Here is a 25,865-nt window from a genome sequence, read left to right on the forward strand (position 1 = left end):
TTTCGGGCGCGCAAGCCATTGGCGCGCAATTTTCTTTACGCTACTGTATCCGCTCTGGGGTGTATTTGCGTTTGAAAAGGGACAACTTAATTGAACATCGACCTGAATGAACTCTCGCTCAAGGAACTGCGTGACCTTCAGACCCAGGTGGCCCGTGCCATCACCAGTTACGAAGATCGTCGCAAGAAAGCCGCTCTTGTCGAACTGGAAGAGAAGGCGCGTGCCCTTGGCTTTTCGTCACTTTCCGAATTGACGGGTGCGCCTGCGCAACGCAAGCGTTCGGTGATTTCGCCGAAATATGCCAATCCGGCAGACCGGTCGCAAACATGGACAGGACGCGGGCGCAAGCCAGGCTGGTTCATTGATGCGTTGGCCGCCGGCAAATCGCCGGACGATCTGGCGATCTGATACGGATCAGAATCCGGCCAGCAATTGCTGATGCCGGGTGATGAATTCGCAACGGACCTGAACGGGCGGTCGCAAGTCAATTTGCAGCCCGTTCAGAACCGTCACAGGTGGTTTTCCGAACAGGCGATCCGCCTCGGCTTCGGTGAACCCCGCGATGCGCACGGCCTCAAGCCATGCGGAAACCCGGTCGGCCGCCTTGATTGATTTCTTGATCCGGACCGGCAGGGCCGCAGGCAGGCCGAAACGGATATGAATTGCCGCCGTCAGCCGCTGGTCCAGTTCACCATATCCCGGCCCAATGGCAGATTTCACCGGGCTGATCATGTCACCGATCACATATTCCGGGGCATCATGCAGAAGGGCCGCCAACTGCCATTTCGGCCCCGCACCGGGATCAAGACGGCTGAAGATCCGTTCGACCAGCAGCGAATGTTCGGCCACCGAATAGGGCCAGTCGCCCTGCGTCTGGCCGTTCCAGCGCGCAACGAAGGCCAGTCCATGGGCAATATCAGCGATCTCGACATCCATCGGCGTCGGGTCCAGCAGGTCCAGCCTGCGCCCGGAGAGCATCCGCTGCCACGCCCTTGGCTGTTTCATCGCACTCCCCGATCGCTTGCATGGCCCCTGTTGTTGCCGCCTGACCTATAGAATGCTATCTGCCCCTGCAACGTGACCTGACGAAGGAGTCGGCAGATGCCGCAGGATTACATAGTAAAAGACATTACCCTTGCCGAGTTCGGTCGCAAGGAACTCACCATCGCCGAAACCGAAATGCCCGGCCTGATGGCCTGCCGGGAAGAATTCGGCGCCAGCCAGCCGCTGAAAGGTGCGCGCATCGTCGGATCGTTGCATATGACAATCCAGACCGCCGTTCTGATCGAAACGCTGGCCGCGCTGGGGGCGGATGTGCGCTGGGCCTCCTGCAACATCTTCTCGACGCAGGACCATGCGGCGGCGGCCATTGCGGCCGGGGGCACCCCGGTTTTCGCCATCAAGGGCCAGACCCTGTCCGAACACTGGGATTACCTTGACCGTTCCTTCCTGTTCCCCGAGGACGAAAACGGCGTCGGCGCGAACATGATCCTTGATGATGGCGGCGATGCCACGCTCTATGTCCTCTTGGGCGCGCGGATGGAGGCGGGTGAGGATGTGCTGGCCGTGCCGCAATCCGAGGAAGAAGAGGTCATCAAGGCGCAGATCCAGAAGCGCATGAAGCAAAGCCCCGGCTGGTTCGCCAAGACCCGCGCGGCCATCAAGGGCGTCTCGGAAGAAACCACCACGGGTGTCCACCGCCTGTATGATCTGCACAAGAAGGGTCAGCTGCCCTTCCCCGCGATCAATGTGAACGACTCCGTCACCAAGTCGAAATTCGACAACAAATACGGCTGCAAGGAAAGCCTTGTGGATGGCATCCGCCGCGCGACCGATACGATGATGGCGGGCAAGGTTGCCGTGGTCTGCGGCTATGGCGATGTCGGCAAGGGTTCGGCCGCGTCGCTGCAGGGTGCGGGCGCGCGTGTCAAGGTCACGGAAGTGGACCCGATCTGCGCGCTGCAGGCCGCGATGGACGGGTTTGAGGTCGTGCTGCTGGAGGATGTCATCGGCAGCGCCGATATCTTCATCACCACCACCGGCAACAAGGACGTGATCCGCATCGAGCATATGCGCGAGATGAAGGACATGGCCATCGTCGGCAATATCGGCCATTTCGACAATGAAATTCAGGTCGCCGCCCTGAAGAACCACAAGTGGACCAACATCAAGGAACAGGTGGACATGATCGAGATGCCCTCGGGCAACCGCATCATCCTGCTGTCCGAAGGGCGCCTGCTGAACCTCGGCAATGCCACCGGCCATCCGTCTTTCGTGATGTCGGCCAGCTTCACCAATCAGGTGCTGGCGCAGATCGAGCTTTGGACCAAGGGCGAGGATTACGCACCCGGCGTCTATATCCTGCCAAAGGCGCTGGATGAAAAGGTCGCACGCCTGCATCTGAAACGGATCGGTGTGAAACTGACCGAACTGCGCCGCGAACAGGCCGACTATATCGGCGTGAGCGTGGAAGGACCGTTCAAACCCGAGCATTACCGCTACTGACCTGCGAACTTTCGACAGAAAGGCCCGGTGCGGATGCGCCGGGCCTTTTCTTTTACACGGCTCCGTATATCCTTGGCCTTGTATTTGGTAAAACGTCCGGAAACGGCGACAGGGTGGTGAGGATTATGGACCAAAGTAAGCGTGATGTCGTTCGGGGCCGGTTGCTGGCGCGGCTGCCCAAAAATGCGAAAGTTGCCGAGATCGGCGTCTGGGAAGGGGGCTTCAGCCGCCGCATCCTTGAAATCTGCGAACCGACCGAACTGCACCTGATCGACCCGTGGCAGTATCAGCCGGAATTCGGCAATACCGGTTTTGGCCGCAAGAAGAACGAGCATCTGATGGAAGTGAAGTATCAGGATGTCGTCGCAGCCTTCAAGGACGACCCGCGCGTGAAAATCCACCGGGCAACCTCTGAGGCTGCATTGTCAGCCCTGCCCGACGCCTCGCTGGACTGGGTCTATATCGACGGCAACCACAATGAACCCTTCATCGGCAACGATCTGGCGCTTTGCCTGCAAAAGGTGAAGGCCGATGGCATCATCACAGGCGACGATTTCAACTGGCAGGCCGAAGCCTCCGGTGCGCCGGTCAAGCGCGCGGTAGAGGCGCTGATCGCCGAGCTTGGCGGTCAGGCAAAACTCACGCTGATGGCCAACCAGTATATTATCGAGTTTAACCGGCCGGTGTCGGCAGCCAAGGGCAAGAAGGTGAAAACCACCTGAGAATTCCCTTTATCGGTCTGCATTTTTGCGCCTAGACTGTCGGTGCACCGCTCCTTACGGGCGGAAACACGCATTTTGAAGCATTGGAACAACAAGGAGCATTTGCTGATGAGCAAAAGAGACGAACTGATCGCGAAATATGCTGCGGATCTGCGCAACAAATGCGGCATGGAGCCGGATATGGCGCTGCTGACCAAGGTGACCATCGGCTGCGGGCCGGCGATCTACAATGCCGACAGCGAAACGGTGGCCGCATCGGACATGTCCGAGCTTGAAACGGTCAAGAAGAACTTCCTGATGAAAAAGCTGGGCCTTGCCGATGGTCCCGCGCTGATGGAAGCCATCGACGCCGTCGTCAACACCTATGGCAAATCGGAACGCAACAAGTATCGCGCGGTCGTCTACTACATGCTGACCAAGCATTTCGGCAAGGAATCCGTCTACGCCTGACGGGTCGTAAACCGAACGACGCTGACCCATCCGACGCCCGTCCCGTATCCGGGTCGGGCGTCTTTTTATCGTGTATATCAATACATTAATTCAATTTCGCCGTGTTTCGTCTTTGTGTGGAAGACGCCGATCAGCTATGCGTGAAAGCGCAGGGCAGGATGTCCGGGACCTTTCAGGAATCGCGTGTGGTGCAAAGGGAGCACGCGGGGTGGATGGGGGGTCCTGCTGGGGTGCGGGGTCCCCCATTTTGATGCTGGCAAGGCGCGGCAGACCGTAAGTCGCAACGCCGAAATTCCGAAAGCAACCTTTTTGCAGCCGGTTTTCTAACCATGCTTACCCTTGCGGCGTTCCTCCTCCACCACGCGGCCCATCCCACACAACTGGAAATCGCCTCAATCCGGCATCCGCGATTGACGCCCGGAGGGGGCTGTGGAACACAAGGGGCAACCGCAGCCCCTTTTCGCGCCCCGGCTCCGGTCCCGGCGCAATCCGCACATGATGACACGCAGTTACGCCATCGGCGATATCCATGGGCAGTTGCCTGCCCTGCAAGAGGCCCATCGCCTGATCCTTCAGGATCGCGACCGCACCGGCGACGGTGACGCCCCGGTGATCCATCTGGGCGATCTGGTTGATCGGGGCCCCGATGTGCGCGGCGTGATCGACACGCTGATGGAGGGCATGGCGGGCCGTGAACCCTGGCTTGCGATCAAGGGCAATCATGACCGCATGTTCGGCCTGTTCCTTGACGATCCGCTGGCGGTGGATCCCGGGCTGCAATCCGCGCTCAGCTATCTCAACCCCCGGATCGGCGGGCAGGCGACGCTGGCTTCGTATGGCGTGCCCAATGCGCAGGACCGCCCCATCGCCAAGGTGCATGATGAGGCGCTGGTCCGCGTGCCGCAGGCGCATCTGGATTTTCTGGCCGCGCTGCCGCTTTATCACCACCGGGGGGACTGCCTGTTCGTGCATGCGGGTCTGCGCCCGGATGTGGCCCTGCCCGACCAGACCGAGGATGATCTGCTGTGGATCCGCGAACCGTTCCTGTCGGACCGGCGCGACCACGGCGCGCTGGTCGTCCATGGCCATACCGCGCTTGCAGCCGCAGTGCATTACGGCAATCGCGTCAATCTTGACAGCGGCGCGGGCTATGGCAATCCGCTGACCGTGGTGGTGATCGAGGGCCGGCAGGTCTGGCAGCTTGGGCCAAAGGGGCGGATCCCACTTCCCGTCACGCCCGGGGCTGATAACCGCTGATCCGCGCTGCGATCCGGTCCCGCGCCGGTTTTCCCGCAAAACTCCGCCGTCCTTGTCCCGCTGCGGGCTTCCCCTGTGCCGTCCCGATTGGTATACCAAGCCGAAATCGGTTCAGGAGGACTTGACGATGACGTTCAAACCCCATGGCAAACATCTGATCGCGGGCGAATGGGTCGGGGGCGGCGCGACCTTCCGGTCCGAGCCCGCAACCGGCGACGCCCATGAATTTTCGGTCGGCACGGTCGATCTGGTGAACCGCGCCTGTGAGGCGGCGGAAGATGCGTTCTGGTCTTACGGCTATTCCAGCCGCGAAGACCGCGCGAAATTCCTTGAAACCATCGCGGATGAGATCGAGGCCCGCGCTGAGGCCATCACCGAGGTCGGTTCGGCCGAATCCGGCCTGCCCACCGCGCGCCTGCAGGGGGAACGCGGTCGCACGACGGGGCAGCTGCGCCTGTTCGCCTCGCATATCCGCGCGGGGGATTATCTGGACCGCCGTCATGACAAGGCGCTGCCCGACCGTCAGCCCCTGCCGCGCCCCGAAATCCGCATGATCCAGCGGCCCATCGGCCCGGTTGCGGTGTTCGGCGCCTCGAACTTCCCGCTGGCGTTTTCGACTGCCGGGGGCGACACCGCCTCGGCGCTGGCCGCCGGTTGCCCGGTTGTGGTGAAGGGCCATTCCGCCCATCCCGGCACCGCCGAGATCGTGGCCGAGGCGATCCATGCCGCGATTGCCGCCTGCGGTCTGCATCCAGGCGTGTTCAGCCTTATTCAGGGCGGGCGGCGCGATGTCGGCACGGCACTGGTGCAGCACCCGCTGATCAAGGCGGTCGGGTTCACCGGATCACTGGGCGGTGGTCGTGCGCTGTTCGATCTGTGCGCCCAACGGCCCGAGCCTATCCCCTTCTTCGGCGAGCTGGGTTCGGTCAACCCGAATTTCCTGCTGCCGCAGGCGCTGGCCAATCGCGGTGAGGCGATTGCCAATGGCTGGGCCGGGTCGCTGACCATGGGCGCAGGGCAGTTCTGCACCAACCCCGGCATCATGGTTCTGCCCGACGGTCCCGAGGCCGATGCCTTTGTCGCGACCACCAAGGCCGCGCTGGAAAAGATCGCACCGCAGACCATGCTGACCGACGGCATCGCCAAGGCTTACCGCGACGGGCAATCGCGCTTTCAGGGGCGCAATGCAGTGGCGCCGGTTCTGGAAACCGAGAGCCCGGGCCGCACGGCCAATCCCAACCTGTATGAAACCACGGCCAGCGCCTATCTGCAGGACCACGCTTTGGGTGAAGAGGTCTTCGGACCGCTGGGCCTTGTCGTGCGCGTCTCGGATCCGGCGGAAATGGTGTCGCTGGCCAAGGGTTTTGAAGGTCAGCTGACCGCAACCCTGCATATGGACGATGGCGATGCCGACCTGGCCCGCAGCCTGCTGCCGGTGCTGGAGCGCAAGGCGGGCCGGGTTCTCGCCAACGGTTTTTCTACCGGGGTCGAAGTGTCCGAGGCGATGGTGCATGGCGGGCCCTATCCGGCCTCAACCAATTTCGGCGCAACCTCGGTCGGCACAATGGCGATCCGGCGCTTCCTGCGCCCGGTTGCCTATCAGAACTTGCCAGATGCGATCCTGCCTGCCGATCTGGCCTGATACCCTTTGGTCCGGGCGGATAATCTGCCCGGACCCTTCCCCGCCGAAAGGAATATCCATGCTGGCCGTGACCGTCCGTTTCCGTATCAAGCCGGGCAAGATGTCCGAATTCCTGACCCATATGCGCAAGAATGCCGAAGGCGCGCGGCGCGATGAACCCGGCTGCCGCCGGTTCGACATCTGCACCGATCCCGACCGCCCGGATGAGGCATTCCTGTATGAGCTTTACGACGATGCCGCCGCCTTTGCCGCGCATCAGCAGATGCCGCATTTTCTGGCCATGCGCGCCGTGGCACCTGAATATGTCGAAAGCCGCGACCTGACCACCTGGTCGGTCGTCGAAACCGAAAGCTGAAAACAGCCCCGGCTTTTCAGCCGCGTTCGGAAAACAGTCTCTGGGCAATGTATTTGCCCAGAATGACCGTCACGACAATCGCGATCAGCAGCACCGACACGGCAGCGATTGCCGGGTCGATATTGTCGCGCAGGCCCATCCACATCAGGCGCGGCAACGTCACCGCATTGACCGAGGTGATGAACAGCGTCACGCCGATCTCTTCCCAGCTTAGGACGAAAGTCAGGAACAGTGCGGTCAGCACGCCAAAGCGGATATTGGGCAGGATCACCCGCAGGATGCGCGTGGGCAGGCTGGCGCCCATGCTGCGCGCGGCAAGGTCGATGCGCCGGTCCAGTTGCGACAGCGACACGGTAATCAGCACCACCGCGAACGGCGCGATCATCACCGCATGGGCCAGCGCCACACCAATCCATGTGTCATAGGCCACGACCGAATTGAACTGGCTGAGCGTGATGAGAAAGAAATACAGCGTCAGTGCCGAAACCACCGGCGGCGCCACCATCGGCAACAGCGCCAGCCCCATGTAAAGCGCGGCAAAACGCGGCTGGATCATCCAGATCCCAAGACTGAACAGCAGCGCAAGGCCCGTCGCGATCAGCGAACTCAAGAGCCCGATGCGGACCGACAGCCATGCGCCCTCTGCCCATGCCGGATTGGTCATCAGCGTCTGGTAATGGCGCAGCGACCATTCCCCGTCAGGCAGCGAAAGATAGCGGTTCGGCGTGAAGGAAACCGGGATGACCGCGACCAGCGGCATCAGCAGAAAGACCGCAACCAGCGCGGCCAGAACCGTCGCCAGCATTCCGGGGCGCAGCAATGTCATGACCCGCCCCCCGGTCTGGCCTGCCGCAGCAAGGCGGCCAGCATCGCCCCGACCGCCAGCATCAGCAGCACCGAAATCGCGGCGCCCAGCCCCCAGTTCGGGCTTTGGAAGATGCGCAGATAGATCAGTTCGGCCACCATCACGCTGCGCCCGCCGCCCAGAATGGCCGGCGTCACGAAAAACCCAAGCGCAAAGACGAAGACGACCAGCGCCGCACCGATCACCCCGGCCCGCGTCATCGGCAGGAACACCTGCCAGAACACCCGCGCCCGGCTGGCCCCCATGCCGCGCGCCGCCATCAGGACACGCTCATCCACCGACCGCATGGCCGAGGCCAGCGGAAAGACCGCGAAGGGGATCAGGAAATGCACCATGCCGACAACCACGCCAAACTCGTTGCGCACCATGGTCAGCGGATCGCTTGTCAGCCCCGTCGCCTGCAGCCAGCCATTGACGATGCCGCGATTGGACAGCAGCGCCAGCCAGCCAAAGGCGCGGGTCAGCACCGAAATCCAGAACGGGATCAGGATGCACAGTTCCACCACCAGCCGCTGCACCGGACTGCCCCGCACCCAGATCAGGGCGACGATATAGGCCAGCACCACCGACAGGACCGTGACAATCGCGCAGATCCGCAAGGTGCGCCACAACACAGAACGCACCAAGGGATCGGTCAGCGCGGCACGATATTGCTCCAGCCCCGGTTCGGGCAGGGTCACGCTCCAGCGCAGGATGCCCAGAAAGGGCAGCACATAGACCAGCGCCAGAAACAGAAGCAGCGGGCCGATCAGCAAAAGGGCGCGGGTGGGGGCGGGCATCTTGGCCTTTCAGGACAAGGATGGATCTTTCAGGGCAAGCACCGGCCCCGGCGGCGTATGCCGGGGCCGGTGACCGGATCAGGAGGAAATGATGGCCAGGAATTCATCCAGCACGGGGCCGTAATTTTCCTCATACCATGGCATGTCCAGCGGGATCTGCACCGCGAAATTCGCCGGATCCACCGGGTTGAACCGCGCCTCATCGGGTGGCAGCAGCGCATCGGCGGCGGGATTGGCGGGGCCCTGCGCCAGCATGCGGAACATGACCAGCTGCTTTTCGGGATCCTGCGCCGACGCGATGAAATTCATCGCGGCCTCGGTGCCGCCGGGATTGCCCTTGATGACCGCCATCGACCCCGGCGCGATCAGCCCCTGATCCCAGATGAAGCCGATATCGCCGCCCGAATCCTCTTCGATCAGCTTGGCGCGGGTCGACCAGATCAGCGCCATCGACGCCTCACCGTTCAGAAGGATCGACTGGCTTTCCGATCCGCCGCCCCAATAGGCCACGACATGTTCCTTGAACGCCTCAAGCTTGGCATGGGCGCGGGGGATATCCAGCGGATAGAGGTCCTCGGGCGCCACGCCATCGGCCAGCAGCGCCGCCTCCCACATGCCGACGCCCCATTTGTAAAGCGACCGTTTGCCGGGGAATTTCTCGGTATCGAAGAAATCGGCCATGCCGGTGGGCGGGTTGTCGCCAAAGCGGGTTTTGTCATAGGCGATGATATAGCTGTAGAAATAGCTCGATGCCGCATGATCCCAGCCAAAGCCCTCACGCATCTTGCCCCGGTCCACGATCGCATAGTCGATGGGCTCGATCATGCCCTTCTTGCCCAAGGCCTCGGCCGAAAACGGGTCGGCATCGACGATATCCCAGCTTGGATTGCCGCTTTCGAACTGTGCTGCAATCGCACCTTCGGTCGGGCCTGACCCGTCCTGCCGGACAGTGATGCCCGCATCGGCCAGAAAGGCCTGGCCATAGGCCGCGTCATAGGCGGGCCCGGCATCGCCGCCCCAGTTGACGAAAACCAGTTGCCCCGATTGCGCCCGCGCCGCATCGGGCCGCAGGCCGAGTGCGGTGCCGCCCAGCAGCGCCGCCATCCCCATGGCAAAATCGCGGCGGCTGATCCGGCCCTTGGCAAGCCGGGTCTGAAGGATCTCGATACAGTCTTTCTGGAATGGTCCGTTCATTGTCGGTCTCCCTGTTATGTCGATATTTGGATCCCGGACCGGCAGCGCCGGAGGGATCAGAGCAGAAAGCCGCGCGACGGGGCCCATGTGGCCCAGACGGCAGCGCCGGGGGTCAGACCCTCGGGCAGATCGGCGGTCGGCCGGTGCAGGACCAGCGCGCTGCCCGATGCGGTTTCCAGCAGGATCCGCGTCTCGGCCCCCAGATAGGTCAGGTCGGTCAGCCGTGCCGCCACCGCATTGCCGTCGGCAGGATCGGTCAGCGAGAGGCCCATATATTCCGGCCGGATGGCAAGGTCGCCCGCAGGCCCCGGCGTCTGGACGGCGCGGCCTTCCACCGTACCGTCCACAACGGGCAGAATGTTGATATCGCCCAGAAATTCGGCCACAAAACGATTGGCGGGGCGTTCATAAACCTCCCGCGGGGGGGCGAGTTGCTGCAAGCGGCCCTTTTCAAAGATCGCGACGCGCGACGACAGGGCCAGCGCCTCGGACTGGTCATGCGTGACGAAAACAAAGGTCGTGCCGGTATCGCGATGGATGCGGCGCATTTCATCCTGCATCTGGCCGCGCAGGTTCTTGTCCAGCGCCGAAAAGGGTTCATCCAGCAACAGAACTGGCGGTTCGCAGGCCAGCGCCCGGGCCAGCGCCACGCGCTGTTGCTGCCCGCCCGACAGGCCCGTGGGGCGTTTATGCGCATGGCCCGAAAGCCCTGTCATTTCAACCATCGCATCGACGCGGGCCTTGACCTGTGCCGCCGATTTCCGCTGCACTTTAAGCGGAAAGGCGATGTTTTCCGCCACGGTCATATGCGGAAACAGCGCATAGCCCTGAAACACCATGCCAAAGCCGCGCTTTTCCGCGGGAATCGTCGTCATCTCCTGCCCGTCCAGCGTCAGGTGGCCCGATGTCGGGGCCTCAAACCCCGACAAGACCATCAAAAAGGTCGTCTTGCCTGATCCCGAAGGCCCCAGCAGGGTCAGAAACTCACCACGACCGATCACCATGGATATATCGGCCAGCGCGGTGAAGCTGCCGAAAGTCTTGCCGATCTGATGCGCGCCGATTTCCGCTGCTCTGGTCACATGGGGGCCCTGAACTGAATGTGGGATTGACCCAAGCCTAGGGACCGGAGCGGGGCACAGGCAACCGAAAGTTTTTCGCGCGGTTGTGAAACAGGATTTGCCGATACAGGCTGCGCTTAACCTTCGGGCATTTCACCGCGCAACCAGCCGCGAAAGGCGGCACTGGCGGGATTGCCGGATTTTTCCGGGGGTAGGACCATGAAATAGGATCGCGGCGACAGAATCGACAGATCGAAGGGCCGCACCAGTTGACCCGAGGCCATGGCCTGCTGGCATATGAACTCATCCCCCATTGCGACCCCTTGCGAGGCCAGCGCCGCCGAATAGACCAGATTCATGTCGGAAAACCGGATACCGCCCTGCGCCACCTCCTCGGGCAGGCCGGCAAGGCGGAACCAGCTTTCCCAATCCTCGGTCGTGCCCAGATGCAGAAGCGGGGCATCAGGCAGGTTTTCCGGAACATCGAGATCCAGCCGGTTCAGCAGCGCGGGGCTGCAAAGCGGGGTGAATTCCACCTCTTTCAGCAGTTCCACCTCCATTCCCGGCGCATTGCCGTAACCGAAGGTGATGAACAGATCCACATCAGGATTGCTGGTATCATCCAGCCTGCGGGGGGTCACCAGCGACAACAGCACATCGGGAAAGGCGCCGCAAAACCCCGCGATCCGGGGGCAAAGCCAGCTTGACGCGAAACCGGCCGGGCAGGACACGGTCAGCGCCCCCGAAATCCCCCGCGCGGCATTGCGTGTGGCGGATCCCGAGATCAGCGCCAGCGCCGACCGGATATCCTGCGCATAGGCCATGCCCTGCGGTGTCAGTTCGACCCGCGTGCCAACCCGGTTCATCAGGCGGAAGCCCAGATCGCGTTCCAGAAGCCGCAACTGATGGCTGACCGCACTGCGCGTCAGGCACAGCTCATCCGCCGCCTGCCAGACCGTGCCGTGGCGGGCAAAGCTTTCCAGCGCGCGCAGCGCCTGCGTGGAAGGGACGCGGGACATGGGCTGAGTCGGGCCTTTCGCGGTGTACCTAGGCAAGGCTAGCCTGACACGGGCCTTAGGTGAATATGGTTTGTCATTCGGGCAAGAAGGTTTCACTGGTCGCAAATACCGTCGCGCGTGTAGCGATAGAAAGGGGCCGGCTTGTCATTCCGCTACCGGCCCTTGTCCCTCCGATGGAGCGCGCCTTGACCCGCCCGACCGCCGCCCAATCCACCGCCCTTGCCGCCATTGCCGCGCGGCGGGCCGAGCTTTCGGACTGGTGCGCCACGATCTTCGATTTCGGCGAAACGGCATGGCGGGAATACCGGTCGGCGGAATGGTATGTCGAACGACTGCGAGCCGAGGGATTCACGGTCGAGGAAGGATCGGCCGGCATGCCTACGGCCTTCTGCGCCGAATGGCATAACGGATCGGGGCCGGTCATCGGCATGTATGCCGAATATGACGGCATTCCCGGCAATTGTCAGGCGGCCTCAACCCGCCGCGAACCGCGCGCCGGTCTTGGATTTCAGGCAGGCGGGCATACCGACCCCCATTCCGGCCTTGGCGTCGCAGGCTTGGGCGGCGCATTGGCGCTGAAGGCCGCGATGCAGGCGCATGACATCAAGGGCGGCATCCGTTTCACCGGCGAACCCGCCGAAAAGCTGCGCGGGTCCAAACCGATCCATGCCGCCAGGGGCTATTATGACGGGCTGGCCGCGATGCTGTCCTTCCATCCCTTCTACATGCTGCCGATGTGCAACACGGTGCGCTGGGAAACCCATTGCGGGGCGGGATGGTCGATGGTCTATCGCTTTCTCTGCGATGCGCCCGAGGGGTGGGGCACGGGTGACGGCGCGCCGATCCCGCAGGCGCATAGTGCCGTGCGCGCGCCCGGCGCCAATGATGCGCTGCATCTGATGTATACCGCCAGCAAGACGCTGCGCGAATCCATGCTGCCGCATCAGGGCGGCTGGTCCCTGTCCGAGGCGATCCTGACCGCCGGGCAGGCGACGGCGGACAATCAGCCGGCAGGACTGGCCGAGATCCAGTTCATGCTGCGCGTGCCAACGATTGCCATGGCCGAGGCGGTGACGGCGGCGCTGGACCGCAATGCCGCGGCGGCGGCGGCGATGACGGGCTGCCGCTGGGAACGCCATTGGGTCACGAAATCGCGCCCGGGTCTGGCCAATCACAGCATGGCCCGCGCGGTCTGGGACGTGCTGTCATCGCGCGGTGCGCCGGTCTGGGATGACGCGGCCAAGGACGTGGCACGGCAGATGCAGGCGGGGCTGGGCCTTGATCCGATGGACGATCCCTTCATCCCCGAAATGTCACGGCTGATCGCCCCCGAGGCCGCCGAGGCGATCCTGCGGCGCGACCTGCCGCCCAGCCAGACCCATTCCACCAGCGACGATTACACCGACATGTGCTGGCATGCGCCCACCGCACGCTTCTACATCGCGCGGCCTGCCCTGCGCGCGCCCGGCGGCTTTGCCTATCCGCCCTGGGTGATGAATGCGCTTGGCGGCATTCCCGCGACCATCGACCCGATGGTGACCCGCGCCGCCGAGGTGCTGGCGCTGTCGGCGCTGCGCGTGCTGGAAGATGCCCGCCTGCGGGAAGCCGCCTGGACCGAATTCCGCGACCGTACCGGCGGCGGTGTCGGCGGCGACCGCTGGCTGCCCCCGCAATGCGATTACGACCCGCCCATCCATTTCCGCTGGCCCGAATATGTAACCACCCCGCGCGGGCGGGACTGGTGGATCCCCTCCACGATGCCCGGCGCCTGACCCATGGGAGACCTGCCATGAATATCCAGACCAAGCATGATGCCTTCAGCCTGCAACGCCGCAAGCGCGGCGGCGGCACCGCGCCCCTTTCCGGCTGGGGTTTCGCCAATGAAACCGACCGCCTGACCGATGTGCTGCTGGGGTCCCCCGCGCATCTGCGGCACCTCTCGACCTCCAGCCTGTCGCGCAAACATCTGCGCGAGGCGCCATGCACTGTGCAGGTGGCGCAGGCCCAGCATGCCGAAATGGTTGCGGCCTATGAACATTTCGGTGTGAAGGTTCACATGCACACGCCCGAGCCGGAACTGCCCATGCAGGTCTATGCCCGCGATTCCAGTGTCATGACCCCTTACGGCGCGGTCATCACTGCCATGGCGCAATGGTGGCGGCGGGGTGAGAATTATGCCGCAATCCGGACCTATGAAAAACTTGGCATCCCGATCTATGACATGGTGACGGCAGGCACGTTCGAAGGCGGCGATTTCAACGTCATTGAAGAGGGCTGCGTGCTGATCGGCTGCGGTGGTGCCCGCACGCAGGAGGAGGGTGCGCGGCAGGTGGCAAGCTGGTTCGAGGCCGAAGGCTGGGAGGTGCGGCTGGCCTTCATCGACGAATATTACGTCCATATCGACCTGATGGTGGTGCCGATCGCGCCGAAACTGACCGCCGTCTGCCTTGCCTGCACCGAACCCGGCATCGTCGACTGGTTGCGCGCCAAGGGCCATGAGATCATCGACGTGCCGTTTCAGGACACGATGGCGCTTGGCTGCAACTTCATGTCGCTGGGCGGGGATCGCGTCATCGCGCCGACCTCATCCCAATCGCTGATCGGGCAGTTGCGCGCCCGGGGTTTTGAGGTCGCTGCGGTGGAAATGTCCGAAATTTCCAAGACCGGCGGCGGCATCCATTGCATGGCTCAGGCGCTGCGCCGCGCGGCATGACGCTGCTGCGGGATCTGGCAGCGGCGCTTGGCGCCGCAGGCTGCCTGACCGGGGCCGATATCGGGGCGGGCGCTGTCAGTGATGCCAGCGGAACGGGGCGCATCCCGCCGCTGGCGCTGCTGCGCCCTGCCTCGGTCAACGAGGTATCGGCGGCGCTGGAAATCTGTCACCGGCACGGGGTTGGCGTGGTGCCGCAGGGCGGCATGACCGGCCTTGCGGGCGGTGCCAATCCGCAGGGCGGCGATGTGGCCCTGTCCCTGACGCGTTTCGCCGGGGTCGAGGAGATCGACCCCGATTGCCAGACGATCACCCTGCGCGCCGGAACCACGCTGCAGGCCGCGCAAGAGGCGGCGGCGGCAGCAGGCTTTCTGCTGCCGGTCGATCTGGGGTCGCGCGGGTCCTGCCAGATCGGCGGGATCGTGGCGACCAATGCGGGTGGCGTGCGGGTGATCCGCCACGGCATGACGCGCGACAATCTGGCGGGGGTTGAGGCGGTTCTGGCCGATGGCACTGTGCTGTCCTCGCTGACCAAGGTGGTGAAGAACAATACCGGCTATGACCTGCGGCACCTGATCTGCGGGTCCGAGGGCACGCTGGCGGTCATCACCCGCGCTGTGCTGCGGCTGCGCCCCCTGCCCGGGGCGCGGGCAACCGCCCTGTGCGCCCTGCCGGATTTCGCTGCCGTGCTGGCGCTGCTGAAACAGGCGCGCACCCACCTGCCCGGGCTTTCGGCGTTCGAGGCGATGTGGCGCGACTATGTTCTGGCCAGTTCCGCCGCAGCCGGGCTGCAGCTTTTCCCCGATCCGCCGCCTTTCACCGTGCTGATCGAGGCGGAAGGCAGCGCCGGGGGGCTGGATGCGGAATTCGAGGCGATGCTGGCAGGGGCGTTTGAGGCAGGCATCCTCAGCGATGCGCTGATCGCCCAGTCACAGGCCGAGGCCGCGCGGTTCTGGACCCTGCGTGAAGGCCATGCGCTGGACCGGATGTTTCCGGGTCTGATCAATCTGGACATCGCCCTGCCGGTCGCCCTGCTGGACGACTACGCCACCGCCTGCGGCAGCGCGATCCGTGCCCGGTTTCCCGATGCGCATGTGTCGTTTTACGGCCATGTCGGGGATATGAACCTGCATGTCGCGGTGGGTCTGACGGAACCATCCGAGGCCGCCGCACATGAGGTCGACCGCATCGCCTATGATCTGGTCCGCGAACGAGGCGGATCGGTTTCCGCCGAACACGGGATCGGCGTTCTGAAGCGCGACTGGCTGGGACATTCGCGGAGTGCGGCGGAAATTGCGCAGATGCGCGCGGTGAAGGCGGCGTTTGACCCGAAGGGGGTGATGAACCCGGGGAAGGTGGTTTGAGGGGGGGGCGTTGCGGCTGTTTGCCAATTGAAACCCACACAGTTGCTCTGAGACGTACAGGTGTGGAGAGTAAGGAATGGCGAAGTTGACAGACCATGATGCGTATATTGCTGCGGCCCCTGAGCAATTCCGGCCACTCTTGACCCAATTGCGCGCACAACTCGCCCAAGCGCTTCCTGATGCAGAAGAACTGATCATGTACGATATTCCGGGGTTTGGCTTCGGAAAGTCGGTCATTGCGGGCTATGCGGCCTTTAGCAAGCAATGTGGCCTCTATGTTGGCAAGGATGCCATTGCCCTGTTCACTGACGAAATCGCCGCCGCCGGCCTCAAGGCCACCAAAACTGGCGTCACGTTCTCGCCGCGCAAACCTATCTCCGCAGAACTGGTTACAAAGCTCGCTTTGGCTTCGCGGAAGGAACTCGGGGTATGACGTTTTGGCAATACCTGCATATCTGCAAGATGGTAGGATAGGCCCTGAACTGTCCCCCACCCCCTCATTGCACCCCCCCGCCCGCATCCCCTACACTACCCCCTGAACACACCTTCCGGGGGCGGCGGTCTTGCGTATCTTTTCTGTCACCTCGATGAAGGATGAAGGGCCGTTCCTTCTGGAATGGATCGCCTATCACCGGCTGATCGGCGTGACCGATTTCCTGATCTTCTCGAATGACTGTTCCGACGGCACCGATACGCTGCTGGATGCGCTCGCCTCGGCCGGGGTGGTGGAACACCGGCGCCAGACGGTTGACCCCGCGAAAGGCGCGCAATGGCAGGCGCTGGCCGCAGCCTGGAAACATCCGGCGCGCAAGGCCGCGGACTGGATGCTGTTCAGCGATGTCGACGAATTTCCGCTGGTCAAAACGGGCGCGCGCCGCCTGCCCGACCTGATTGCGGCCCTGCCCGAGGGTGCGGATGCGGTCACCCTGCCCTGGCGGCTGTTCGGGGCTGCGGCCGTGGCGGGTTTTGCCGACCGTCCGGTCACAGCGCAGTTCACCCGCTGCGCGCCGGTGCCGCTGCTGCATCCCGTCGCGGCCACGTTCTACAAGACGCTGTTTCGTCCGCAATCCTTCCGCGCGGCAGGCATCCACCGGCCCAAGCGCCGCAAGAACGCGCCGCTGCCCTGCTGGGTGAACGGCGCGGGGGGGCCGATGCCCGACTGGTTTGCCGAACGGGACGGGCGGCTGTCGCTGCTGGGCATGCCCGAGGCGCGGTCACTGGCGGAACTGCATCATTACTCCCTGCGATCAGCCGAAAGTTTCATCGTGAAATCGCTGCGCGGTCTGGCGAACCGCAAGGATAAAGCGGTCGATCTGTCCTATTGGGTGGAACGCAATTTCAACAGCGAACAGAATGACGCGATGGCGGTCTGGGCAGGCCCGCTTGCGGCAGAGATTGCCGAACTCAAGGCCCTGCCCGGCATGGGCGCACTGCATGACGCCGCCTGCGACTGGCATCGCATGGCCTTTGCGCAGGCCATGCGCGGGGGTGAGGCTTACCGGCTTTACTGTCACTGCCTTCATGCTGCCGGATCCGCGCCGCTGCCCGGTCCGCTGGCAATGCGGCTGTTTCGGATGTTCGGCGCGCTGGAATGACGTATAGGCTTCGACAGGGGCTGCGGCGGGGGCTTCGGCGCGCGATGGACCGCTCACTCTGACGTGTGGTCCTGTTTCAGGGGGGTGCGCAGGCCGGAATCCGCGCCTATATGAACCTAAACAGTAAGATGAACGGACCGAGCATGAACCGCAGATCCTTCTTCCGCACTGCCCTTGCACCTTTCGGCGCGATGGCCCTTATGACCGCGCTGGCCATTCCCGCCCATGCGCGCATCCCGCTGGCGGAACTGTCACGCTATCTGAACGCGCTGACCACCGCCCAGGCCGAGTTTACCCAGATCAATGCCGATGGCACGATTTCGACCGGCAAGATCTATATCCAGCGCCCCGGACGGGTGAGGTTCGAATATGCACCGCCCGACCGCAATCTGGTGATCGCCGGTTCGGGCACGGTCGCCATTTTCGACGCGAAATCCAACCAGGCGGCAGAACAGTATCCGCTGTCGCGCACGCCGCTCAGCATCATTCTGGCGCAGAATGTCGATCTGGGCCGGGCGCGGATGGTGACCGATCACCGTGAGGACGGCAACACGACCCGCGTGCGGGCGCAGGACCCTGACAACCCGAATTACGGCTCGATCGATCTGATCTTCACCGCCGATCCGACCGAGTTGCGGCAATGGGTGATCCGCGATGACAGCGGGCAGGAAACCACCGTCATTCTGGGTGAGATGACCAAGGGCGCGCGGCTGGAAAACGCGCTGTTCAACATCAATTTCGAACTTGAGCGGCGTTCCAACCGCTGATGCGTGGCGCCGCGCGGCCCGGCTGCAGGAAATGAAAAGGGGCGGCCCGCAACGGCCGCCCCTTTTTTCCGTTTTGTCTGCCGCCCGGATCCTTAGCGGCAGGAGGCCAGTTGCGCGCGATAGCGCTGCGCGCGCGTCTCGACCCGGCCCGCAACGGCCAGCAGCCAGGGCTTGGAATTATACGTCCCCCGCGCATAGCCCGAGCGCCCGTCATGATAGGCAAGATACTGGTTGCGGGCGTCATGTTTCGAGATGCCCAGCGACTGTTCCGACTTGTGCATGTACCAGCCCATGAAATCGGTCGCGTCCTTGATCCGGTCGCGGCGGGCACGGCGCTGACGCTCTTCCTCCTGATACTCTTCCCATGTGCCGTCCAGCGCCTGACTGTAGCCGAAGGCAGAGCTTTGACGGCCCAGCGGGATCACCCCCAGCGCATAGCGATGCGGGGTGCGGGCATTGCCGATGAATTTCGATTCCTGATGGATCACCGCCATCTGCACATGCATCGGAACACCCCATTTGCGTTCCGTCGCCAGCATGGCACGGCGGTACTGCGGACGTTCTGCGATGATCGCGCAGGCGTTCTCCAGATCGCGGGGCGCCGAAAAGTTGCCGCCGCCGCCACAGGCCGCCAGCAGAAGCAACAGAACCGACGCGCGTAGAAAGCTGCTCATAATGCCCCTCGCACGGTTATTTTTTTAATGACAATAGGGCAAATCACGGGTCAAGGAAATGGCGCGCGCCCGAAAAATCAGATCAGGAACGCAAGTGTGAGCGGAATACCGACGACCGAGAGCAGGGTCGAGACGATGACCAGCCCCGCCACCGCATCGGCATCGGCCCCGTGGCGCGCCGCCAGCAGATAGACCGTCACCGCGACGGGGGTCGAGATCTGCAGGATCAGCACCGCAAGGGCCACCGGCTCCAGCTGCAGCGCCAGCCCGACCCCCAGCGCCACAGCGATCGAAACCGCCATGCGCAGCAGCGACAGCCAGAAGGACTGCCCCAGACGCCCCGGGCTGAGCCGCGCAACCGAGACGCCCAGCGTGATCAGCATCATCGGAATCGCCATCTGTCCGATCAGATCCAGCGAATTCGTCATCCAGTCCGGCGTCTGCCAGCCCTGCCACAGGAACAGCGCCCCCAAGAGCGTGGCCCAGACCGTCGGTTCGCGCAGCACCGCCAGAACCGAGCCCGACCCGCCACGCGTCATCAGCCATGCGCCCAGCGTGAAGGACCAGATGCAGGAGACGGCAAAAATTGCCAGCCCATAGCCGAGCCCGGTTTCGCCAAAGGCAAACAGTGCCACCGGCAGCCCGACATTGCCGGTATTGCCAAAGATCATCGGCGCCATATAGCTGCGCCGCTCCAGCCCGGTCACCAGCACGAAGCCCCACCAGATCAGCGCCAGAACCGCGAAACAGACCGAGGCCGCCACCGCCACCCCGGCCAGTGAGGCCGGATCGACCTCGGTTTTCATCAGGGCGGTAAACATCAGGCAGGGGGTCGCCAGCGTCATGGCCAGCCGGGTGACAAACTCCATCCGGTATTCGAAACCGGCCTTTGCCCAGATGAAACCGGTCAGGGCCAGCACCCCGACGGGGGCCACGATCTGCAGGACTGTCAGGATAAGGTTCACAGTCTGTTTCCGGTCAATCGAAGGAGGCCGGTGGACAAACCCGGCGCATAGGGATTACTAACCACTGTCGGGGGACGCAAGACATGCTGAAATCGCGCGCCAAATATCATCTCGGACAGGTGCTGCGGCACCGCAAACACCCCTTCCGGGGGGTGGTCTTTGACGTGGACGCGATGTTTTCCAATACCGATGAATGGTATGAGAACATTCCCGAGGACAGCCGCCCGTCAAAGGACCAGCCCTTCTATCACCTGCTGGCCGAGAATGACCAAAGCTATTATGTCGCCTATGTCTCGGAACAGAATCTTGTTCCGGATGAAACGGGCGAACCCGTGGACCATCCCGACCTGCCCGATCTTTTCGGGGATTTTGAAGACGGGCGCTATCCGCTGCAATTCCAGATGAACTGATCGCCGCCGGGCGCGGGCTGCGGCATGTCCCCTTTGCCATGGGTGGCGCGATGTTGCCCTGCCGGACCGTCGGGCGTAGAACGGGCGCTGAACCCGTGAAGGAGAGCGCCCCCATGCACGCGATCAAGCCTGTCGTTCTTTGCATCCTTGACGGCTGGGGCCTGTCCGACCGGACCGAGGCCAATGCCCCCCATCTGGCCGCAACACCCAATTTTGACCGGCTGATGGCGACCTGTCCGCATGCGACGCTCATCACCCATGGCCCCGATGTCGGGTTGCCGCGCGGGCAGATGGGCAATTCCGAAGTGGGCCATACCAATATCGGCGCGGGCCGCGTGGTGGCGATGGATCTGGGCGCCATTGATCTGGCCATCGAAGAGGGCAGTTTCGCGCAGAACCCGGCGCTGCGGGATTTCATCGACCGGCTGAAAGCCTCGGGCGGGGTGGCGCATCTGATGGGGGTTGCGTCGGATGGCGGCGTGCATGGGCATCTGACGCATGTTCTGGCCGCGATGCAGACGATTGCGGCGGCGGGCGTGCCGGTGGTGCTGCATGCCGTGACCGACGGGCGCGACGTTGCCCCCAGTTCAGCCCCCGGGTTCATCGACCGGTTGCAGACCGAAATGCCCCCGGGCGCGCGCATCGGCACGGTTATCGGGCGCTATTGGGCCATGGATCGCGACAACCGCTGGGACCGGGTGGAACGCGCCTTTGCGGCGATGGTCGCGGCAAAAGGCGAAGGGGCGGAAACCGCCGCCGCAGCCGTGGCCAACGCTCATGCGCGGGGGGAGACGGATGAATTCATCGCCCCCACGGTGATCGGGGATTATTCGGGTGCGCGTGATGGCGACGGTTTCTTCTGCCTGAATTTCCGCGCTGACCGCGCACGGGAAATCCTGCTGGCGCTGGGGCAACCGGGCTTTGATGGGTTCGACGCCGCGGCCCGTCCCCGCTGGGCCGCGATGCTGGGGATGGTCGATTATTCCACGATGCATGACGGGTTCATGACCACCGCCTATCCGAAACAACAGATCGTCAACACGCTTGGCGAATGGGTGGCGGCGCAGGGGCGGCGGCAGTTCCGGCTGGCCGAGACCGAGAAATATCCGCATGTGACCTTTTTCCTGAACGGCGGCAAGGAAGTGCCCGAGGCGGGGGAGGAGCGCGCCATGCCGAAATCGCCGAAAGTCGCGACCTATGACTTGCAACCGGAAATGAGCGCGCCGGAAGTGACCGACCGTCTGGTTGAGGCCATCGACGCGGGGTTCGATCTGATCGTGGTGAATTTCGCCAATCCCGACATGGTGGGCCATACCGGCGATCTGGCCGCCGCCATCGCCGCCTGTGAGGCGGTGGACAAGGGCCTTGGCCGCGCACTGGCGGCGCTGAAGGCGGCGGGCGGGGCGATGATCGTCACCGCCGATCACGGCAATTGCGAAATGATGGTCGATCCGGTGACCGGCGGGCCGCATACCGCCCATACGCTGAACCCCGTTCCCGTCATCCTGACCGGCGGGCCTGCGGGCGCGTCTTTACGCGACGGGCGGCTGGCCGATCTGGCGCCCACGGTGCTGGCGCTGATGGGTCTGCCGCAACCGCCCGAGATGACCGGGCAAAGCCTGATCGCCCCGTGATCCGCCCCGTGATCCGCCGCGTGATCCGTCCTCTGTTCCGGGCGGCGGCCCTTGCCCTGACGATTGGTCTTCCGGGTGCGACGGGGGCGCAGGATGTGGCCGCAGATGCCCGCAGCGCCGCATCGGACCTGACCGCCGCGATTGTCGCAATGGAGGCGGCAGGCAGTTCGCGCGATCGGGTGGCCGCCCTGACCCGCACGATCAGCGCCTATGAAAGCGGGCTTGCCGCATTGCGTGACGGTTTGCGACAGGCGCAGGTGCGCGAAGCGTCCCTGTTGTTGCAATTCGACGCGCAGCGTGACCGCGTCGCGCAATTGCTGGCGGTGCTGGGACAGATGGAGACAACGCCCGCGCCGCTGCTGCTGCTGCATCCTGCTGGGCCTCTGGGAACCGTGCGGTCCGGCATGATGCTGTCCGAGGTGACGCCCGCCCTGCAGGCCGGGGTGACGCGGCTGCAGACCGAACTGGCCGAATTGCGCGACCTGCGCCGGGTGCAGGACGGATCAGTTGCGACACTGGCTGCCGGGCTTCAGGCCGCGCAGATCGCGCGGACCGAGCTTAGTCAGGCGATCTCGGACCGCACCACCCTGCCGCGCCGTTTTACCGAGGATCCGCAGGCCCTGACCCAGCTTCTGCAAAGCGCCGATACGCTGGATGCCTTCGCCTCGGGCCTTGTGCCGCTGCCCGAAGGCGCCGCACCCATGGCCTTTGATACCGCCAAGGGCAGCCTGCCCCTGCCGGTTCTGGGTTCGGTCCTGCTGCGCGCCGGTGAGGCCGACACAATCGGCCGCCGCCGCCCTGGCCTGACCCTTGCCACAAGACCGCAGGCGCTGGTCACCGCGCCATGGCCCGGCACGATCCGCTATCTTGGTCCGCTTCTGGACTACGGAAACGTGATTATCCTTGAGCCCGGCAACGGCTATCTTCTCGTTCTGGCCGGGATGGGCACGCTTTACGGCAGCGTCGGTGAGGTTGTGGCCACCGGGGCCGCACTCGGATTGATGGGGCGGGCAGGGGCAGGAGAGGCAGAGTTTCTGGCCGCGCCGCTAGAAGTGAGTGGAATCCGCGAGACGGAAACGCTTTATATGGAAATCAGGCAAGGCACCGAGCCGGTCGATCCGGCACCATGGTTCGCCGCAACAAGGGATTGAACACACGATGAAGAAATTCGTGATGGCAGCATTGGGTGGAACCGTGGCCGGGGTGCTTCTGACGACGCAGGTCGCAGGCCCCCTGATCGCGCAGGAAGCCGAGCAGAACAAATCGGTCTATGAACAGCTTGATCTGTTCGGCGACATTTTTGAGCGTATCCGCAGCCAGTATGTCGAGGAGGTGGAAACCGAAGAGCTGATCGAGGCGGCGATCAACGGGATGCTGACCTCGCTTGATCCGCATTCCAGCTATCTTGCGCCCAAGCAGTTCGATGACATGCGCGTGCAGACGCGGGGAGAGTTCGGCGGTCTGGGCATCGAGGTCACGCAGGAAGAGGGTTTCGTCAAGGTCGTGGCCCCGATGGATGACACCCCCGCCGATCAGGCCGGGATCGAGGCGGGCGATTTCATCACCCATGTCGACGGGGAATCGGTTCTGGGCCTGACGCTGGATGACGCGGTGGAACTGATGCGCGGCCCGGTCGGGTCAGAGATCATCATCACCGTGGTGCGCGAAGGCACGGCGGAACCCTTCGATGTCTCGATCATCCGCGACACGATCAAGCTGACGGCAGTGCGTCCGCGCACGGTGGGCGATACGATCGTGCTGCGCATCACCACCTTCAACGACCAGACCTATACGGGCGTCGAAGAAGGGCTGAAGGACATGGCCGAGGAACTGGGCGGCTGGGACAAGGTTTCGGGCGTCGTTCTGGACCTTCGCAACAATCCAGGCGGTCTGCTCAATCAGGCGATCCGGGTTTCGGACGCCTTCCTTGAAACCGGTGAAATCACCTCGACCCGCGGACGGCAGGCTGGCGAGGGGGAGCGGTTTAACGCCACGCCGGGCGACCTGACGGAAGGCAAGCCCATCGTGGTGCTGATCAATGGCGGGTCGGCCTCGGCGTCCGAGATTGTGTCAGGCGCCCTGCAGGACCATCGCCGTGCCATCGTGGTCGGCACCAAAAGCTTCGGCAAGGGATCGGTGCAGACGATCATCCCGCTGAAGGGTGAGGGTGCCATGCGCCTGACGACGGCGCGCTATTACACGCCCTCGGGCCGCTCGATCCAGGCGCTTGGCGTGGCCCCCGATATCGTGGTCGAACAACCGCCGCGCCGCGATGAAACCGAGGAAGAGGACACCACTGCATCGGCCGCCGCCCGGGCCCGGTCCGAGGCGACCCTGCGTGGCGCGCTGTCCAACGATTCCATGACCGAGGACGAACGCCGCCTGCTGGAAGAGGAACGCGCCCGGGCCGAGGAATCGGCCGCGCTGCGCGAAGAGGATTATCAGCTGGCCTATGCGGTCGATATCCTCAAGGGTCTGACCGCCGTGGCCTCGCGGCCCTGACATGGGGACTGCGATCCGGGCCGAGGATCTGCCATGGCGCCCTTGCGTGGGCGTCATGCTGGTCAATGACGCAGGCCGCATCTTTGCCGGGCAGCGGCTGGATGCGACGCAAGCCGCATGGCAGATGCCACAGGGTGGAATTGACGCGGGCGAAAAACCCCGCGCCGCCGCCCTGCGCGAATTGTGGGAAGAAACCGGCATCACCGCCGATCTGGTGGAATTTGTCGCGAAAAGCCCCGATTGGGTGACCTATGACCTGCCGCCCGAATTGCTGGGCAAGGTCTGGGGCGGCAAATATCGCGGGCAGCGGCAACGCTGGTTCCTGTTCCGCTATCGGGGCCGCGATGACCAGATCCGCATCGAGACCGAACATCCCGAGTTTTCCGAATGGAAATGGGTTGCGGCGGATGAGATGATCGCCTCGATCGTGCCTTTCAAACGCGCGGTCTATGAAGAGGTGGTCAACGCCTTCCGCGAGCATCTGGCCTGAACCGGCGGAGGGTCTGAACCGGCGGAGCGGGGGCCAGCCCCCGCACCCCCGAGGTATTTTGGCCAAGATGAATGGGCATGAGGTCAGGCCGCGTCGATCAAGCCCGATGATAGGGGCTTCCGGCCAGGATCGAGGCGGCGCGGTACAGTTGTTCGGCCAGCATGACCCGCACCAGCATATGTGGCCAGACCATCGCGCCGAAGCTGATGGCAAGGTCGGCGCGCGCGCGCAGCGCCGGGTCCAGCCCGTCCGCCCCTCCGATCAGAATAGCCAGATCCTGCCGCCCGCCATCGCGCCAGCCGGCCAGTTTCGCGGCGAATTCCGGGCTGGTCATCTGCTGGCCTCGTTCATCCAGCACGATCAGGGCCGCGCCTGCCGGAACGGCGCGCGACAACAGCGCCGCCTCGGCCGCCATGCCGCCGCCCTTGCGGTCCTCGACCTCGACTTCCGCCAGCGGACCCAGCCCATGCGCCCGCCCCGTCCGGTCGAACCGTGTCGTATAATCGTCGATCAGATCGCGTTCCGGGCCCGTGCGCAGCCGCCCCACCGCGCAAAGGGTGACGCGCATCACTCGGGCTCGCGCAACTCCATATGGCCGCCGGGCAGCCACATCTTTTCAAGCTGGTAGAACTCGCGCACCTCGGGGCGGAAGACATGCACGACCACATCGCCCGAATCGATCAGGACCCAGTCGCCGGTTTCCTTGCCTTCCATCCGCGCGACGATGTCGAATTCGTCTTTCAGCCGCTGTGCGAGTTTCTCGGAAATCGCCGCCACCTGACGGGAGGAGCGGCCCGAGCAGATGACCATGTGATCGGCAATCTCGGAACGGCCACGCAGATCGATCGACACGACCTCCTCGGCCTTGTCATCCTCCAGCGACGCAACGACCGTTGCAAGGATCC

28 protein-coding genes are annotated in these 25,865 nt (G+C 63.9%); 18 read left to right on the top strand and 10 right to left on the bottom strand.

From position 1 onward, the window contains the following. The first annotated feature begins 90 nt into the window (after positions 1-90). On the top strand, positions 91-408 hold the full coding sequence (locus JL811_RS05230; RefSeq protein ID WP_202687445.1) for an H-NS histone family protein: 318 nt from the start codon (positions 91-93) through the stop codon (positions 406-408). A 6-nt stretch (positions 409-414) separates the two neighbouring features. Here the strand turns inward: JL811_RS05230 and JL811_RS05235 are convergent, their stop codons facing one another. After that, the gene (locus JL811_RS05235) at positions 415-1,005 is read right to left on the bottom strand and encodes an HD domain-containing protein (protein ID WP_202687446.1); all 591 of its coding nucleotides are present in this window, start codon (positions 1,003-1,005) and stop codon (positions 415-417) included. 96 nt (positions 1,006-1,101) lie between these two features. On the opposite strand from JL811_RS05235, the gene ahcY reads away from it, so the two are divergent. From ahcY to JL811_RS05265, 6 genes are all read left to right on the top strand, one after another. Beyond that, positions 1,102-2,505, top strand: coding sequence for an adenosylhomocysteinase (gene ahcY / locus JL811_RS05240; RefSeq protein ID WP_202687447.1), 1,404 nt, complete (start codon positions 1,102-1,104; stop codon positions 2,503-2,505). A 125-nt stretch (positions 2,506-2,630) separates the two neighbouring features. Next, on the top strand, positions 2,631-3,227 hold the full coding sequence (locus JL811_RS05245) for a class I SAM-dependent methyltransferase (protein ID WP_202687448.1): 597 nt from the start codon (positions 2,631-2,633) through the stop codon (positions 3,225-3,227). A 108-nt stretch (positions 3,228-3,335) separates the two neighbouring features. After that, positions 3,336-3,677: a DUF2853 family protein gene (locus tag JL811_RS05250; protein WP_202687449.1), complete on the top strand. Its 342-nt coding sequence runs from the start codon at positions 3,336-3,338 to the stop codon at positions 3,675-3,677. A 495-nt stretch (positions 3,678-4,172) separates the two neighbouring features. Next, a complete protein-coding gene (locus JL811_RS05255; RefSeq protein ID WP_202687450.1) occupies positions 4,173-4,934 on the top strand; it encodes a metallophosphoesterase in 762 nt (253 codons plus the stop codon). 127 nt (positions 4,935-5,061) lie between these two features. After that, positions 5,062-6,576 (top strand): aldehyde dehydrogenase (NADP(+)), encoded by a 1,515-nt coding sequence (locus JL811_RS05260; protein WP_202687451.1) that lies wholly within the window; start codon positions 5,062-5,064, stop codon positions 6,574-6,576. Positions 6,577-6,634: 58 nt separating this feature from the next. Beyond that, complete coding sequence (locus tag JL811_RS05265) at positions 6,635-6,931, top strand: putative quinol monooxygenase (RefSeq protein WP_202687452.1); 297 nt, start codon at positions 6,635-6,637, stop codon at positions 6,929-6,931. 16 nt (positions 6,932-6,947) lie between these two features. Here the strand turns inward: JL811_RS05265 and JL811_RS05270 are convergent, their stop codons facing one another. From JL811_RS05270 to JL811_RS05290, 5 genes are all read right to left on the bottom strand, one after another. Beyond that, complete coding sequence (locus JL811_RS05270) at positions 6,948-7,757, bottom strand: ABC transporter permease (protein ID WP_202687453.1); 810 nt, start codon at positions 7,755-7,757, stop codon at positions 6,948-6,950. Beyond that, the gene (locus JL811_RS05275) at positions 7,754-8,575 is read right to left on the bottom strand and encodes an ABC transporter permease (RefSeq protein WP_202687454.1); all 822 of its coding nucleotides are present in this window, start codon (positions 8,573-8,575) and stop codon (positions 7,754-7,756) included. Before JL811_RS05275 ends, JL811_RS05270 begins: the two co-directional genes overlap by 4 nt. 78 nt (positions 8,576-8,653) lie before the next feature. Next, on the bottom strand, positions 8,654-9,769 hold the full coding sequence (locus JL811_RS05280) for an ABC transporter substrate-binding protein (protein WP_202687455.1): 1,116 nt from the start codon (positions 9,767-9,769) through the stop codon (positions 8,654-8,656). Between the two features lie 56 nt (positions 9,770-9,825). After that, positions 9,826-10,851: an ABC transporter ATP-binding protein gene (locus JL811_RS05285; RefSeq protein ID WP_337924720.1), complete on the bottom strand. Its 1,026-nt coding sequence runs from the start codon at positions 10,849-10,851 to the stop codon at positions 9,826-9,828. A gap of 116 nt (positions 10,852-10,967) precedes the next feature. Next, positions 10,968-11,849: a LysR substrate-binding domain-containing protein gene (locus JL811_RS05290; RefSeq protein WP_202687456.1), complete on the bottom strand. Its 882-nt coding sequence runs from the start codon at positions 11,847-11,849 to the stop codon at positions 10,968-10,970. A 185-nt stretch (positions 11,850-12,034) separates the two neighbouring features. Here JL811_RS05290 and JL811_RS05295 point away from each other — a divergent pair, with 185 nt between their 5' ends. The 6 genes from JL811_RS05295 (at position 12,035) to JL811_RS05320 (ending at position 18,285) form a co-directional block, all read left to right on the top strand. Continuing rightward, a complete protein-coding gene (locus JL811_RS05295; protein WP_237684819.1) occupies positions 12,035-13,621 on the top strand; it encodes a zinc-binding metallopeptidase family protein in 1,587 nt (528 codons plus the stop codon). Positions 13,622-13,638: 17 nt separating this feature from the next. Continuing rightward, entirely contained in the window at positions 13,639-14,562 is a 924-nt protein-coding gene (locus JL811_RS05300) for a dimethylarginine dimethylaminohydrolase family protein (RefSeq protein ID WP_202687458.1), read from the top strand. Further along, positions 14,559-15,923, top strand: coding sequence for an FAD-binding oxidoreductase (locus tag JL811_RS05305; RefSeq protein WP_202687459.1), 1,365 nt, complete (start codon positions 14,559-14,561; stop codon positions 15,921-15,923). Before JL811_RS05300 ends, JL811_RS05305 begins: the two co-directional genes overlap by 4 nt. An 85-nt stretch (positions 15,924-16,008) precedes the next feature. Beyond that, positions 16,009-16,356 (top strand): iron chaperone, encoded by a 348-nt coding sequence (locus JL811_RS05310; RefSeq protein WP_202687460.1) that lies wholly within the window; start codon positions 16,009-16,011, stop codon positions 16,354-16,356. Between the two features lie 130 nt (positions 16,357-16,486). After that, entirely contained in the window at positions 16,487-17,518 is a 1,032-nt protein-coding gene (locus tag JL811_RS05315; protein WP_202687461.1) for a glycosyltransferase family 2 protein, read from the top strand. Between the two features lie 143 nt (positions 17,519-17,661). Then, a complete protein-coding gene (locus JL811_RS05320; RefSeq protein ID WP_202687462.1) occupies positions 17,662-18,285 on the top strand; it encodes a LolA family protein in 624 nt (207 codons plus the stop codon). A gap of 92 nt (positions 18,286-18,377) precedes the next feature. On the opposite strand, the gene JL811_RS05325 is transcribed toward JL811_RS05320, so the two are convergent. Beyond that, positions 18,378-18,959, bottom strand: coding sequence for a transglycosylase SLT domain-containing protein (locus tag JL811_RS05325; protein ID WP_202687463.1), 582 nt, complete (start codon positions 18,957-18,959; stop codon positions 18,378-18,380). 77 nt (positions 18,960-19,036) lie between these two features. Next, positions 19,037-19,924, bottom strand: coding sequence for an AEC family transporter (locus JL811_RS05330; RefSeq protein WP_202687464.1), 888 nt, complete (start codon positions 19,922-19,924; stop codon positions 19,037-19,039). An 83-nt stretch (positions 19,925-20,007) separates the two neighbouring features. On the opposite strand from JL811_RS05330, the gene hspQ reads away from it, so the two are divergent. The 5 genes from hspQ (at position 20,008) to JL811_RS05355 (ending at position 24,960) form a co-directional block, all read left to right on the top strand. After that, on the top strand, positions 20,008-20,334 hold the full coding sequence (gene hspQ, locus JL811_RS05335) for a heat shock protein HspQ (RefSeq protein WP_202687465.1): 327 nt from the start codon (positions 20,008-20,010) through the stop codon (positions 20,332-20,334). 113 nt (positions 20,335-20,447) lie between these two features. Further along, the gene (gene gpmI, locus JL811_RS05340) at positions 20,448-21,968 is read left to right on the top strand and encodes a 2,3-bisphosphoglycerate-independent phosphoglycerate mutase (RefSeq protein ID WP_202687466.1); all 1,521 of its coding nucleotides are present in this window, start codon (positions 20,448-20,450) and stop codon (positions 21,966-21,968) included. Positions 21,969-22,000: 32 nt separating this feature from the next. Beyond that, positions 22,001-23,119 (top strand): murein hydrolase activator EnvC family protein, encoded by a 1,119-nt coding sequence (locus JL811_RS05345; RefSeq protein ID WP_420496768.1) that lies wholly within the window; start codon positions 22,001-22,003, stop codon positions 23,117-23,119. A 7-nt stretch (positions 23,120-23,126) separates the two neighbouring features. Further along, positions 23,127-24,470: a S41 family peptidase gene (locus JL811_RS05350; protein ID WP_202687467.1), complete on the top strand. Its 1,344-nt coding sequence runs from the start codon at positions 23,127-23,129 to the stop codon at positions 24,468-24,470. Position 24,471: 1 nt separating this feature from the next. Beyond that, entirely contained in the window at positions 24,472-24,960 is a 489-nt protein-coding gene (locus JL811_RS05355; RefSeq protein WP_202687468.1) for an RNA pyrophosphohydrolase, read from the top strand. 97 nt (positions 24,961-25,057) lie between these two features. Here JL811_RS05355 and rlmH read toward each other — a convergent pair whose 3' ends face one another. Together rlmH and rsfS are read right to left on the bottom strand one after the other, a co-directional pair. After that, the gene (gene rlmH / locus JL811_RS05360; protein ID WP_202687469.1) at positions 25,058-25,528 is read right to left on the bottom strand and encodes a 23S rRNA (pseudouridine(1915)-N(3))-methyltransferase RlmH; all 471 of its coding nucleotides are present in this window, start codon (positions 25,526-25,528) and stop codon (positions 25,058-25,060) included. Further along, the gene (gene rsfS, locus JL811_RS05365; protein ID WP_337924730.1) at positions 25,528-25,863 is read right to left on the bottom strand and encodes a ribosome silencing factor; all 336 of its coding nucleotides are present in this window, start codon (positions 25,861-25,863) and stop codon (positions 25,528-25,530) included. The genes rlmH and rsfS overlap by 1 nt, the downstream gene beginning before the upstream one ends. Positions 25,864-25,865 lie beyond the last annotated feature (2 nt).

This window comes from Szabonella alba (assembly GCF_016765775.1).
In the GTDB taxonomy this organism is placed as follows: domain Bacteria; phylum Pseudomonadota; class Alphaproteobacteria; order Rhodobacterales; family Rhodobacteraceae; genus Szabonella; species Szabonella alba.

Excerpts from the sequence above, each read along its gene's own strand:
- JL811_RS05325 (WP_202687463.1), bottom strand. The coding sequence starts at position 18,959 with ATGAGCAGCTTTCTACGCGCGTCGGTTCTGTTGCTTCTGCTGGCGGCC.
- JL811_RS05290 (WP_202687456.1), bottom strand. The coding sequence starts at position 11,849 with ATGTCCCGCGTCCCTTCCACGCAGGCGCTGCGCGCGCTGGAAAGCTTT.
- JL811_RS05250 (WP_202687449.1), top strand. The coding sequence starts at position 3,336 with ATGAGCAAAAGAGACGAACTGATCGCGAAATATGCTGCGGATCTGCGC.
- rlmH (WP_202687469.1), bottom strand. The coding sequence starts at position 25,528 with ATGCGCGTCACCCTTTGCGCGGTGGGGCGGCTGCGCACGGGCCCGGAA.
- JL811_RS05245 (WP_202687448.1), top strand. The coding sequence starts at position 2,631 with ATGGACCAAAGTAAGCGTGATGTCGTTCGGGGCCGGTTGCTGGCGCGG.
- JL811_RS05350 (WP_202687467.1), top strand. The coding sequence starts at position 23,127 with ATGAAGAAATTCGTGATGGCAGCATTGGGTGGAACCGTGGCCGGGGTG.
- JL811_RS05305 (WP_202687459.1), top strand. The coding sequence starts at position 14,559 with ATGACGCTGCTGCGGGATCTGGCAGCGGCGCTTGGCGCCGCAGGCTGC.
- JL811_RS05355 (WP_202687468.1), top strand. The coding sequence starts at position 24,472 with ATGGGGACTGCGATCCGGGCCGAGGATCTGCCATGGCGCCCTTGCGTG.
- JL811_RS05265 (WP_202687452.1), top strand. The coding sequence starts at position 6,635 with ATGCTGGCCGTGACCGTCCGTTTCCGTATCAAGCCGGGCAAGATGTCC.
- JL811_RS05300 (WP_202687458.1), top strand. The coding sequence starts at position 13,639 with ATGAATATCCAGACCAAGCATGATGCCTTCAGCCTGCAACGCCGCAAG.
- JL811_RS05275 (WP_202687454.1), bottom strand. The coding sequence starts at position 8,575 with ATGCCCGCCCCCACCCGCGCCCTTTTGCTGATCGGCCCGCTGCTTCTG.
- ahcY (WP_202687447.1), top strand. The coding sequence starts at position 1,102 with ATGCCGCAGGATTACATAGTAAAAGACATTACCCTTGCCGAGTTCGGT.
- hspQ (WP_202687465.1), top strand. The coding sequence starts at position 20,008 with ATGCTGAAATCGCGCGCCAAATATCATCTCGGACAGGTGCTGCGGCAC.
- JL811_RS05255 (WP_202687450.1), top strand. The coding sequence starts at position 4,173 with ATGATGACACGCAGTTACGCCATCGGCGATATCCATGGGCAGTTGCCT.
- JL811_RS05280 (WP_202687455.1), bottom strand. The coding sequence starts at position 9,769 with ATGAACGGACCATTCCAGAAAGACTGTATCGAGATCCTTCAGACCCGG.
- JL811_RS05320 (WP_202687462.1), top strand. The coding sequence starts at position 17,662 with ATGAACCGCAGATCCTTCTTCCGCACTGCCCTTGCACCTTTCGGCGCG.
- JL811_RS05270 (WP_202687453.1), bottom strand. The coding sequence starts at position 7,757 with ATGACATTGCTGCGCCCCGGAATGCTGGCGACGGTTCTGGCCGCGCTG.
- JL811_RS05260 (WP_202687451.1), top strand. The coding sequence starts at position 5,062 with ATGACGTTCAAACCCCATGGCAAACATCTGATCGCGGGCGAATGGGTC.
- JL811_RS05235 (WP_202687446.1), bottom strand. The coding sequence starts at position 1,005 with ATGAAACAGCCAAGGGCGTGGCAGCGGATGCTCTCCGGGCGCAGGCTG.
- gpmI (WP_202687466.1), top strand. The coding sequence starts at position 20,448 with ATGCACGCGATCAAGCCTGTCGTTCTTTGCATCCTTGACGGCTGGGGC.